This window comes from Mesorhizobium sp. WSM4817, from assembly GCF_055811135.1.
In genome coordinates, this window is the sequence record NZ_JBVVQQ010000017.1 from 49,794 (window position 1) to 61,317 (window position 11,524).

The 11,524-nt window shown below is 63.0% G+C and carries 13 protein-coding genes; 9 read left to right on the forward strand and 4 right to left on the reverse strand.

Going from position 1 to position 11,524, the window contains the following annotated elements; translation table 11 throughout:
• Positions 1–34: 34 nt before the first annotated feature.
• Positions 35–1,015, forward strand: a complete 981-nt coding sequence (locus tag AC0L2K_RS22175; protein WP_473532323.1) for an asparaginase — start codon at positions 35–37, stop codon at positions 1,013–1,015.
• Between the two features lie 55 nt (positions 1,016–1,070).
• Positions 1,071–1,367 carry a class I SAM-dependent methyltransferase gene (locus AC0L2K_RS22180; protein WP_473532324.1) on the forward strand — a complete coding sequence of 99 codons (297 nt, stop codon included), beginning with the start codon at positions 1,071–1,073 and terminating at the stop codon, positions 1,365–1,367.
• 47 nt (positions 1,368–1,414) lie between these two features.
• On the opposite strand, the gene AC0L2K_RS22185 is transcribed toward AC0L2K_RS22180, so the two are convergent.
• Positions 1,415–1,858, reverse strand: a complete 444-nt coding sequence (locus AC0L2K_RS22185; protein ID WP_473532325.1) for a hypothetical protein — start codon at positions 1,856–1,858, stop codon at positions 1,415–1,417.
• Positions 1,842–2,111: a hypothetical protein gene (locus tag AC0L2K_RS22190; RefSeq protein WP_287257844.1), complete on the reverse strand. Its 270-nt coding sequence runs from the start codon at positions 2,109–2,111 to the stop codon at positions 1,842–1,844. The genes AC0L2K_RS22185 and AC0L2K_RS22190 overlap by 17 nt, the downstream gene beginning before the upstream one ends.
• A gap of 216 nt (positions 2,112–2,327) precedes the next feature.
• Between AC0L2K_RS22190 and AC0L2K_RS22195 the strand changes: the two genes are divergently transcribed.
• The 5 genes from AC0L2K_RS22195 to AC0L2K_RS22215 are packed head-to-tail and all read left to right on the forward strand — an operon-like array spanning position 2,328 to position 7,239.
• Positions 2,328–2,609 (forward strand): acyl carrier protein, encoded by a 282-nt coding sequence (locus tag AC0L2K_RS22195; protein ID WP_023802974.1) that lies wholly within the window; start codon positions 2,328–2,330, stop codon positions 2,607–2,609.
• Between the two features lie 53 nt (positions 2,610–2,662).
• Positions 2,663–3,850, forward strand: a complete 1,188-nt coding sequence (locus AC0L2K_RS22200) for a beta-ketoacyl-ACP synthase (protein ID WP_473532326.1) — start codon at positions 2,663–2,665, stop codon at positions 3,848–3,850.
• Between the two features lie 19 nt (positions 3,851–3,869).
• Positions 3,870–5,141 carry a beta-ketoacyl-ACP synthase gene (locus tag AC0L2K_RS22205; protein WP_236386415.1) on the forward strand — a complete coding sequence of 424 codons (1,272 nt, stop codon included), beginning with the start codon at positions 3,870–3,872 and terminating at the stop codon, positions 5,139–5,141.
• Positions 5,142–5,176: 35 nt separating this feature from the next.
• Positions 5,177–6,205, forward strand: a complete 1,029-nt coding sequence (locus AC0L2K_RS22210; protein WP_473532327.1) for a zinc-binding dehydrogenase — start codon at positions 5,177–5,179, stop codon at positions 6,203–6,205.
• Between the two features lie 38 nt (positions 6,206–6,243).
• Entirely contained in the window at positions 6,244–7,239 is a 996-nt protein-coding gene (locus tag AC0L2K_RS22215) for a lipid A biosynthesis lauroyl acyltransferase (protein WP_473532328.1), read from the forward strand.
• A gap of 129 nt (positions 7,240–7,368) precedes the next feature.
• On the opposite strand, the gene AC0L2K_RS22220 is transcribed toward AC0L2K_RS22215, so the two are convergent.
• Positions 7,369–7,992, reverse strand: a complete 624-nt coding sequence (locus AC0L2K_RS22220; RefSeq protein ID WP_236377152.1) for a TetR/AcrR family transcriptional regulator — start codon at positions 7,990–7,992, stop codon at positions 7,369–7,371.
• 120 nt (positions 7,993–8,112) lie between these two features.
• On the opposite strand from AC0L2K_RS22220, the gene AC0L2K_RS22225 reads away from it, so the two are divergent.
• A complete protein-coding gene (locus AC0L2K_RS22225; RefSeq protein ID WP_287229149.1) occupies positions 8,113–8,715 on the forward strand; it encodes an SDR family NAD(P)-dependent oxidoreductase in 603 nt (200 codons plus the stop codon).
• A 181-nt stretch (positions 8,716–8,896) separates the two neighbouring features.
• Here the strand turns inward: AC0L2K_RS22225 and AC0L2K_RS22230 are convergent, their stop codons facing one another.
• Positions 8,897–9,793, reverse strand: a complete 897-nt coding sequence (locus tag AC0L2K_RS22230) for a LysR family transcriptional regulator (protein WP_473532329.1) — start codon at positions 9,791–9,793, stop codon at positions 8,897–8,899.
• Between the two features lie 96 nt (positions 9,794–9,889).
• On the opposite strand from AC0L2K_RS22230, the gene AC0L2K_RS22235 reads away from it, so the two are divergent.
• Positions 9,890–11,095 (forward strand): MFS transporter, encoded by a 1,206-nt coding sequence (locus tag AC0L2K_RS22235; protein ID WP_473532330.1) that lies wholly within the window; start codon positions 9,890–9,892, stop codon positions 11,093–11,095.
• Positions 11,096–11,524: the final 429 nt, after the last annotated feature.

Consider the following 11,524-nt stretch of genomic DNA (forward strand, 5'->3'; position numbering starts at 1 on the left):
CCGACCATCAACCCCCCGTCCGAAAGCAGGCCGCATGGCGTGTATCTGGCTAATTACCACCGGAGGTACCATAGCTTCGCGGCATGTTGATGCTGAAGATCGTGTCGTATCGACCATCGACGGCGAAAAACTTCGGGGCACGATTCAAGACATTCCTCCCGGCGTCGACATTAGAGTTGACGACTTCATGAATATCGTCAGTTGCGCAATGACGCTGCCAATGGCGTTTGGTCTGGCTCAGCGGATCAACTTGCACCTTGTTGAAGACGATTGCATCGGCGTGGTGGTCACCCATGGTACCGATACGATGGAGGAAAGCGCCTACCTCGCGGATTTGCTTTTAGCGAATGAAAAGCCAGTGGTGTTTACTGGCGCACAGCGCAGCGCCGATGATTCAGCCAGCGACGGACCGCGCAATGTCACCGACGCCGTCCGGCTTGCGGCATCGCCGTTGGCGAGGGCTCTCGGTGCGGTTGTGCTCCTGGAACAACACTTCCACGCCGCGCGTGACGTCACAAAGGCTCATACGTCCCGGGTCGACGCATTTGTCTCGCGAAACCACGGCAAGCTCGGCGAAATCGACGGCGCCGCTGTAAGCGTATCGCGCCGACCTATCCTTCGGAAAACTTTTGCGGCGAGCGCGATCGAACCGAGGGTGGATCTCATACGCATGGTGCTTGGCTCCGATGACCGCGTGATCCGCCATGCGGCGGCAAGCGGCTCGCGGGCGATCGTGCTCGAAGGCTTCGGCAGGGGAAACGCGACGCCCGCCGTCGCAGCGGCCGTTGGAGACATCATCGCCGACGGCGTTCCGGTATTCGTGGCGTCGCGATGTGGCGAAGGTCGCGTCTCGCCGATTTATGGCAATGGCGGTGGCAAGGATCTGGAGAAAGCCGGGGCAGTCTTTGCCGGCGATCTCGCCGGACCCAAGCTGCGGATCCTGGTTTCCGTGTTGTTGGGGATGGGAATGACCCTAGAGGAAATGCGCCCCGAGCTTGCTGCAATAGGTGGGTGAATGTGCTTCCTGCCAGAGGCTCTTCCTTATCGTCGGACCCGAAAGGAAACACGCTATGCAGTTCGTAAACAGTCCGTTGGCAGTTGTCAGATCGGTGCGATCGTCGATCGCCGGGCTTAGGCTTCTTGACATCGGCTGCGGTACCGGCGGCTTTGCAGGGCAGCTTGTTGCCGAGGGCGCTGACCTGAGCGGCATCGATCCGGCGGCAGATGCCAATGGGGAAGCGGCGGCGGCGGTTCCGCAGGCGAGCTTCGTTAAAGGTGGGGTGGAGGCATTGCCTTTTGACGACGCAGGTTTCGACATTGCCGTTATGGTGGCGCGGCGCTGTTCCGGGAGACGAAGCGAAGGGTAAAGTTCCACCCTTAGCGGCAGTTAGTTTAAGGCACCTGGCGTTAGATTTCACACTTGCAGCCGCGCATCAATACGGAGCTTCCATCCCTCGATCATCTGCGCGAATGCCTCCTCCGTCAGTTCGGACAGATACGATGTTCCTGCCGTGTTCAGGGCAGTGAACGTGTAGGCAATCGACGCCTCCGTGCCTCCGTCAGCGGTCGGGCGGCAGGCCACCTCGACAAATCCGAAACGCGTATCCGGCGTCACCCGGACATAGCGGATGCGATGCGCCACGGGGTCCCAGTCCGTGCAGGCCCAGAGCGTGGTCTCATCACCGTGAGCGGTCCTGAAGACCATGCCCTGGCGCGTCTCCCCGTCTTGTGGATGCAGAAACTCCGGATCCCAGCCGTCCACCCACAGGGTCTCCCCAGTCGGCGTGAACAGCGGAAAGACGCGGTCGATCGGCCCCGAAAGCACGATGCTGTGGCTGCGCTCAAGATGGTTGGTCATCCCCCTCCCCGGCGATTTCCACCAGACGGTGGCTGTCCGCTGCGCCCAGCTCCATTCCGTAGATGCGCTTCAATTGGCCGATTGTTTCCAGGGTCGTCGGGGAAAACGGCGTCTGGCCTTCGAACGCATGCAGCACGATGCCTTCGATGAGTTCACCCAGGCTCATGTCGCGATGCTCGGCCAAGGCCTTGAGCACCTTCACCAATCGTTTTTCCAGGCGAACCCCGGTCTGCACGCGTTCGATGGTGGTCATAGGATTTCCGTACCATGGTACACTGGTACATGCAATGACCAGAGATGGGATGGTTGCGGCATATCGCCGGGAGGGTCGCCAACGACTCTTCTTGCGTTTACGGAGTGGGTATCCCATCTGCGGCCGGCGTTCAGGCCTTTTCCTGTCCGGAAAAACCGATTAGACAGCGCGCAAACACAAGCGGACAGATTCCGCCCGCAACCGAAGGAAAAGCCCTTGTCCACCACGTTCGACAAAGTCGCCAAGATCATCGCCGATACCAGTGAGATCGATATCGACACGATCACCCCTGAAAGCCATACCATCGACGATCTCGGCATCGACAGCCTCGACTTCCTCGACATCGTCTTTGCCATCGACAAGGAATTCGGCATCAAGGTGCCGCTGGAAAAGTGGACGCAGGAGGTCAATGACGGCAAGGCCTCGACCGACGATTACTTCGTCATGAAGAACCTGTGCGCCAAGATCGACGCCCTGGTCATGGCAAAGAACGCCTGAAATGGCTTGTCTTCTAGCCTGACCCACAACAGCCGCCCCATGAACCCTCGCCCATGAGCTCCCACGACGTCGTCATATCAGGCATCGGCCTTGTCTCTTCGCTGGGAGAAGGTCCGGATGCGCATTGGCGCAAGCTCGTCCAGCCCGGCCTGGAGCCGGTGCTCGAAGCCGCCCGCTTCTCGCCCTACACCGTCCACCCGCTGCCGGAGATCGACTGGAACCTGCAGATCGCCAAGCGCGGCGACCAGCGGCAGATGGAAACCTGGCAGCGGCTCGGCACCTACGCCGCCGGCATGGCGCTGGACGACGCCGGCATCAAGGGCAATGACGATCTCTGCACGACGATGGACATGGTGGTGGCTGCCGGCGGCGGCGAGCGCGACGAGGCGGTCGACGCCGACATTCTCGCCGCTTCGGAAAGCCGCAACGACCGCGACGTGCTGCTCAACGAGAAACTGACCACCGAATTGCGGCCGACGCTGTTTCTGGCACAGCTTTCCAACCTGCTCGCCGGCAACATCTCGATCGTCCACAAGGTGACCGGCTCGTCGCGCACTTTCATGGGCGAGGAAGGTGCCGGCGTCGCCGCTGTCGAGACAGCCGCCGCGCGCATCCGCTCCGGCCAATCGACGCATATCCTGGTCGGCGGCGCATTCCAGACCGAACATTCCGACATGCTGCTTGGCTATGAGCTGGCCGGCTACTTGCATCGCGGCCCCTGGAGACCGGTCTGGCAGAGACAGGGCCTGGACGGCGGCGGCGTGGTGACTGGATCGGGCGGTGCGTTTCTCGTCCTGGAACAGCGCGAGCACGCGATCAGCCGCGGGCGAAAGATCTATGCCGAACTCGGCCCGGTCGTATCCGGACGCGCCATACGCCGGCAGGGCGAGCTCCATGCCGAGATTGCCGCGCTGCTCAGCCAGGCGGCATTGCCGAACGGCGAGCTACTGACGATTTCAGGCGCTTCGGGTGCCCATGCCGCGACTGCTGCCGAGAAATCGGCGCTCGACGCCAATCCGGCGATTGCCGCACGCGGTTTTTCGACGCTGACCGGCCACATGAAGGAAGCGCAGTTTCCCTTCGCCGTGGCGCTGGCTGCATTGGCTGTCGAACGCAAGGCCGCCTACCCCGCTTTTGACGCCGCCACCGAGAAGCCGTTCAACGGCATTCCCAGGACCGTGCTTGCAACGGCGATCGGCTATCACCAATTCGAGGGCATGGCGTTGGTCAACGCCGCCTAGAGGGTTTTGGGACAAAAACATGGCCAATCTGAACGACCACATGGGCAGGCCGATCGTTGCCGTCACCGGCATCGGCGTGGTGACGTCGCTGGGCGTCGGCAAGGCCGACAATTGGGCAGCGCTCACCGCGGGCACGTCCGGCATCCATCCGATAACCCGCTTTCCGGTCGACCATCTGAACACCCGCATCTCCGGCACGGTCGATTTCCTGCCGTCGAGCTCCAAGGGCGCTTCCCTTCTTACCTACGACCTCGCCGAGATAGCCGCGCAGGAAGCCGTGGCCGAAGCCGGCCTCGATTCGGGCGATTTCGGCGGGCCGCTTTTCCTCGCCTCGCCGCCGGTCGAGCTCGACTGGAGCGAGCGCTTTTCGCTGTACAATTCCGACAAGCATGACATCGGCGCCGAACGGCTGCTTCGCGTGGCGCGCGGCTTGAAGGGGCTCGATGTTTTCGAGACCACCCAATTCGGTTCGATCGCCGACCGGCTCGCCGACCGTTTTGGCACGCGCGGCCTGCCGATCACGCTGTCGACAGCCTGCGCCTCTGGCGCCACCTCGATCCAGCTCGGCGTCGAGGCGATCCGCCGCGGCGAATGCGACCGGGCGCTGTCGATCGGCGCCGACGGCTCGGCGACCGCCGAGGCGCTGATCCGTTTCTCGCTGCTTTCCGCACTCTCCACCCACAACGACATCCCCGAAAAGGCGTCAAAACCGTTTTCCAGGGATCGCGACGGTTTTGTCCTCGCCGAGGGTTCTGGCGCGCTGGTATTGGAATCGCTGGAGGCGGCACTCGCCCGTGGTGCAAACATCCTCGGCATCCTGCGCGGCTGCGGCGAGAAGGCCGACGATTTCCACCGCACCCGCTCGAAGCCGGACGGCTCGCCGGCGATCGCGGCGGTTCGCGCCGCGCTCGCCGATGCCGGCTTGGGCGAGGACGAGATCGATTATGTCAATGCCCATGGCACCTCGACGCCGGAAAACGACAAGATGGAGCATTTGTCGCTGTCGACCGTGTTCGGCGAGCGGATCGGCTCGATGCCGATCTCGTCGAACAAGTCGATGATCGGCCACACGCTGTCGGCCGCCGGCGCCGTCGAGGCGGCGTTTTCGCTGATGACCATGCGCGAAAGCGTTATCCCGCCGACCATCAATTACGACAATCCCGATCCGGCGATCGTGCTCGACGTGGTGCCGAACCAGAAGCGCAACGCCGAGGTCGGCACGGTGCTGTCGAACTCCTTCGGCTTCGGCGGCCAGAACACCTGCCTTGTCATGGCGCGGGAACCAGTCTAAGCGACCGTTCTTCGCCAACAGAACCGACAGGCTCCATGCGCGCATTGCAACTTATCGAGGACCGCCGCCTTGAAACGGTGGACCTGCCGCTTCCGCCGCAGCCTGCGCTGGGCGAAGTGACGCTGCGCATCAAGGCCGTGGCGCTCAATCATATCGACGTCTGGGGCTGGCGCGGCATGGCCTTCGCCAAGCGCAAGCTGCCGCTGGTCGTGGGCGCTGAAGCCTCGGGCGAGGTCGAGGCGGTCGGCCCCGGCGTCTCCAGCCTTGTGCCGGGGCAGCTTGTATCGATCTACGGCGCGCGCACCTGCGGGCTTTGCCGCGCCTGCCGCGAAGGCCGCGACAACCTCTGCGAGCATGTTTCGGGCGTTCACGGCTTCCATCTCGACGGCTTTGCGCAAGAGAAGATAAACCTGCCGGCGCGCCTGCTGGTCCCTGCCCCGCCTGGCGTGACCGACGTCGGCGCCTCCGTCGCGCCCGTCACCTTCGGCACGGTCGAGCACATGCTGTTCGACAATGCCAGGCTGCAGGCCGGCGAAACCATCCTGATCCATGCCGGCGGCTCGGGAATCGGCTCCGCCGCGATCCAGCTGGCGAAGAAGATGGGCTGCACCGTGCTCACCACGGTTGGCTCGAACGACAAGATCGACAAGGCGAAGGCGCTTGGCGCCGATCACGTCATCAACTACCGCGACGACCGTTTCGAAGGCGTCGTGCGCAAGCTGACGAAGAAGAAGGGCGTCGACGTCGTCTTCGAGCATGTCGGCGCCGACACCTTTGCCGCCTCGATGCTGTGCCTGAAACGCGGCGGCCGCCTGGTGACCTGCGGCTCAACCTCGGGCGTATCGACGCAGATCAACCTGATGCAATTGTTCCAGCAGCAGCTGAAGCTGCTCGGCTCGTTCGGCTGCCGCATGCAAAACATGGCCGACGCCATGCAGAAAATGGCGGCGGGGCTGGTTTCTCCGGTTATCGACACCGAAGTCGGCTTCGACGGCATCGACGCCGCGCTGAAGCGCATGGAAGGCCGCGACGTGTTCGGCAAGATCATCCTGCGCGTCGGCTAGACCATGATGCTGCTGTCTGAAAACATCATGGTCTAGGAATGGTCGGCAACGCCTTCAAGAAGCTCCGCCGGGACCTGGCGTTCCGCCACGGCAGGCGGCTGCGCCAGTTCAACTACTGGCTGCTTGCGCGCCTCGCGATGACGATGATTTGGCTGCTGCGTCTGCTGCCGGTCGACAGCGCGCTCAATTTCGCCGACCGCGCCGCCCGCCGAATTGGCCCTTGGGTGGGGCGCCATAACGTCGCCATCGCCAATCTGCGCAAGGCTTATCCGGAAAAGAGCGACAAGGAGATCCAGGCCATCGCCTCCGACATGTGGGGCAACATGGCTCGCCTTGCCGCGGAATACGTCTTTCTCGATGCCCTGTTCGACTACGATCCCGCCGCGACAAAACCGGGCCGCATCGAGGTCAAGGGGGTCGAGCACTTCGTGCAAATCGCCGGCGAGCAAAAACCGCATATCATCTTCACCGGGCATCTCGGCAATTTCGAGCTGCTTCCGGTGGCGGCAGCCACTTTCGGCATGAACATCACGGCGCTGTTTCGTCCGCCCAACAACCCCTACCTTGCCGACTACATCCTCTCGACGCGCCGCTCGACCATGGGCTCGCTCCTGCCCTCCGCGACCGGCGCTTCGTTCGCGCTGGCGGCCATCCTGGAGAAAGGCGGCAATATCGGCGTGCTCGTCGACCAGAAATTCTCGAGCGGGCTCGAAACGACTTTTTTCGGCCGCCCATGCGAGAGCAACCGGGTTCTGGGCACCCTGGCGCGACACTATGACTGCGATGTCTATCCGGCGCGCTGCGTGCGCCTGCCGGGCAACCGCTTCCGGCTCGAGATCGAGGACAAACTGATCTTGCCGCGCACCGCCGGCGGCAGTGTCGACGTCCATGGCACCACCCAGCTGCTCAACGACGTGGTCGAGCGCTGGGTGCGCGAGGATCCCGGCCAATGGATGTGGTTCCACAAAAGATGGGAAATCAGCGGCCCGCGCGGGAAGCACAAGCGGGCGAGGAACCGCGGCGAAGCCGCCTGAGTAGAAGTAAGTGACAGCAATTATGCTATTGTTGGCAATGTTCTAATTGCGCCACCGACCCCGCCCGGTTGCCGAGGCGGGTTTTTGTTTAGTCACCGATCACTCGGTGGCCTGTCCTGGCAAGTCCAATCAGCCAACCGAAGGGGCGCCATAGCGAAGCCCATCCACCAGCAAGCCAACCATCCGTCGTGCCTGGTCGGGGCCTCCGCCATAGCGGTCTGGTGAGCAGAGCCTGGCAATCGCGAACAATAGTTCTTTCGCATCAACGTCCGAGCGAACGTCGCCCGCTTCGGTCGCGGCATCCAGCAAGGTCTGCAGCGCGGGCCGAAGTTTCTCAAGAAAATACAGCGGCAAGGACTCATATGCCGGATCGCCGGAGGAGAAGGCCGCGGCGAGTCCACGCTTGGCAGCGATAAAGTCCACGTAACGCTGCATCCATCGGGCGAGCGCTTCGCCGGGTTCATATTCGGCGGCAATGGCAGATGCAGCATTTGCGCAGGCATCCACTTCGTTACGGAAGACCGCCACGATCAGGTCCGAACGCTGCGGAAAATGCCGATAAAGCGTACCCACGCCAACGCCGGCCTTATCGGCGATCTCTCGCACCGGAGCATCGACCCCCGAAGCCGCAAACACTGCCATTGCTGCTTCGAGCAGCGCCTTGGAGTTGCGTTGCGCGTCCGCACGCACGCGCCGATCCGTCGAGTTTACGGGCTCCAAGCCACCACCCCGCTCCTCCGATTTGTCGTCCATGATTTTTCCACTTGATAAACGGAACGATGTTCCGTATAAAACGGAATGCAGTTCCGATTGGGAAAATTAGCACAGCATGGCGCCGTTGCCTACACGTCAATGCAAAAAGAGGAGATCACCATGCGGGTCAAACCTATTGCCCTGGTCACTGCGGCCAACAAGGGAATCGGCCTCCAGATCGCCAGGGATCTGGCGACGCACGGCCTCACCGTGCTCGTAGGGTCGCGCAAGCTCGAGCATGCGGAGACGGCTGCAAAGAGCATCGGCGCGGATGCCCGCGCCGTCCAACTCGATGTCACGAAACAGGCCTCGATTGCCGCCGCGGCAAAGCGCATCCGTAACGAGTTCGGTCGCCTCGACGTCCTGGTGAACAATGCAGGCACTTCCGATGCGGGAAAGCAGGGCATCTCGCATGCGGCGTCCCTCGACGAGGGACGCGCAGTGTTCGAGACCAACGTGTTCGGCGTCGTCGCCGTTACGCAGGCGATGTTGCGGCTGCTTGGTGAAGCGCCGGCGGCACGCATCGCCAGCGTCGACCCGTCCAGTCCACAGCGCGCATTGTTCGGCCCTGTTTACAGCCCCTCGGAGACTGCCCTCGATGCGCCGACGCTCGCCTTCGCCATCGAATTTGAGGACGCTGGCGCCGACGCTGCCTGCTCCGGCTTCACTTCGACGAACCTCAACAAATTCGAGGGCACCCTTACGGCCGAACGGGCCGCGTGAGCCCTTCGCCTCGCGCTCCTCGACGCGAACGGTCCGATGGGCACGTTCCCGAGCCAGGACGGGCCGTCCGTGCGGCGGTCTCGTCCCGATTGCTGGCGCCGGGAGAGTGGCGGCGCACCTTGGCTCCGGTGCCGATCGAGCCCGCATCCTGATCTGCGATCTTGGGGCGGGTCGAGAAGGTCTATTGAGACTGGTACCGGAAAGCCGCGACAAAGGCCGCAAACGCCGGCGTTTGATTGCGCCGGCTGGGGTAGTAGAGATGATAGCCCTGGAAGGTCGGGCACCAGTCGGCAAGGACTTCCTCGAGCCGACCACTCACAACATAGGGCTGAACAAGATCCTTCGGTGCATAGACCAAACCAATGCCGTCGAGGGCCGCGTCAAGCGCCGGCGCGATATTGTTCAGGGTCAGCTGGCCGTCCACACGGACGCTGAACTCGCGTCCGTTCTTCCTGAATTCCCAGGCATATAACGCGCCTGAGCTGGGAAGCCGCAGGTTGATGCAGTTGTGGTCGGTCAAGTCCTGAGGGCTTTTCGGCGCGGCCCGACGAGCGAAATAATCGGGTGAGCCGACGACGGCATAGCCGACATCGGGACCAATGCGAACGGCCACCATGTCGCGGGCGATTGCCTCGCCAAGTCGAACACCGGCATCGAACTGACGCTCGACGATGTTGGTGAAGCCGTTGTCGACAATGAGCTCCACGTTGATGTCCGGGTAGTCTCGCAGGAACGCTGGCAGCCTGGGGCGAAAGACCAGATTGACGGCATCATCGGGGCACACGATACGGATCTGGCCCGCGGGCTGGCCGCGCAGGGCCCTGATCGCGCTGATCCCGGCGGCAATGCTTTCGAAATGCGGCTCGATGCTTTCGACGAGGCGTTCTCCGGCCGCCGTGGGCGCCACATCGCGGGTCGTGCGAGAGAGCAGACGGACGCCAAGCCGTTCCTCCATTGCCCTGATCGTATGGCTGAGGGCCGATCGGGTAACACCCAATTTGGTCGCCGCTCGCGTAAAACTGCGCTCCCGAGCGACCTCAAGGAAGGCTCGCATCTCACTGAACTCGTCACGCGGCATTGGTGAGCTCCGTTCACTACGACATGCAGATTATAGCTGCTAGTCTGACAAGACCAGCCCGGCTACCTAGTCTGTCGACGGACAGGAGCGCACGAAATGGCTATCGAACTGACACTGGATGACACGCTGGCGGCTGAAGGGCCGGTAACGCCATGGGCCGCCGTCACCTGCCTCTCGCTTTTGACCTTTCTCCTCGTCGGCCTGGAGTTCATGCCGGTGAGCCTGTTGACTCCGATTGCGCAGGACCTGGCCATCTCGGAAGGCCAGGCCGGACAGGCGATCGCCGTGTCGGGGCTCTTTGCCGTGATCACCAGCCTGTTCGGCAACGCGCTGCTGGCCAGGTTCGACCGGAGAACGGTCGTCCTGCTGTACACGGCAGTGCTGGTCGCATCGAGTTTGGCTGTTGCCCTCGCTCCCAACTTCCTGGTGTTTCTGGCCGGACGGGCCCTGGTCGGGATCGCGATCGGCGGCTTGGGGTCGCTCTCCACGGCCATTTTGGCGCGCCTGGCCTCAGGCTCCGACCTGCCCAAGGCGATCGCCCTGCTGCAGGGCGGAACCGCATTGGCGATCGTCATCGCCGCACCGCTCGGCAGCTTCCTCGGCGAATTGATCGGGTGGCGGGGCACCTTCTTCGTCACAGTCGCGGTCGGCGTCGCGGCGCTCGTCTGGCAACTGGCCGTTCTGCCGAAGATGCCGCCAATGGAGGCCGTTTCGGTATCCAGCACGTTCCGTCTGCTGCGCAATCGGACATTCACCATCGGGATGGCCGCAACTGGACTCGCATTCATGGGAATGAATTCGCTGTCGATCTATCTGCGCCCATTCCTTGAAAGCGTCACCGGCCTCGACGTGAACGTCCTGTCGCTGGTGCTCCTGGGCCTCGGCCTAGGAGGCCTGGCGGGACTTTCCATCGCCGGCTTTGTTCTCCGGCGAAACCTCACTGCCGTGCTGATCGGGCTGCCGAGCGCGCTTGCGCTCCTCTCCCTGCTCCTGATCGCAGTGGGACCGGTGCTTTGGGCCACGGCTTCGCTTCTGGTTCTTTGGGGGCTGTTCAACACCCCGATTCCGGCGGCGTGGGGTACATGGATGGCTCAGATCATTCCCGACGATCTTGAAGCTGGAGGCGGGCTGCAGGTCGCATTGATCCAGTTCGCCATCGCCGGCGGCGCTTCCGCGGGCGGCATGCTGTTCGACACTGCCGGCTGGTGGAGCGCCTTCCTGCTCGCCGCCGCCCTGCTGGCGGGCTCAGCCCTGCTCGCCGCTGCCGCCAGCCCTCGCGCTGCTGCGGTGCAGAACCTTTGATCGCGGAGGGACAGCGCCCGGACAGCGCCCCCCTCTGTCCTGCCGGACAGAGGGGGGCGCGAAGGATCACTACAGAGCGCTTTTATTCTGAACCGCCGCATTCTTGGCTGGGCTGGGCATTGCTGCGCTGCCCGACTTCCTTACCGACGTGCCGATCGCGGAGGGTACATTGAGACAAGTGATGGCGGATTATCCCTCGCCAGAGGCGGGGATCTATGTGGTGCGGCCACTGGCGGGATTGCGCCCAGAAAGGTGCGTGCGCTGATTGACATCCTCATCGAATGGTTCGGCGCCCGTTGAGCGCAATCATTGCGACCTTCGGGTGGTGATCGCGGCGCAACGGCGAGAAAGCGCAGCCAACACCGGTCCCTTCGCCATCTCGGGCCACAATCTCGATGGACTTAGAGCGGGTGGTTTTAGCCGCATTTC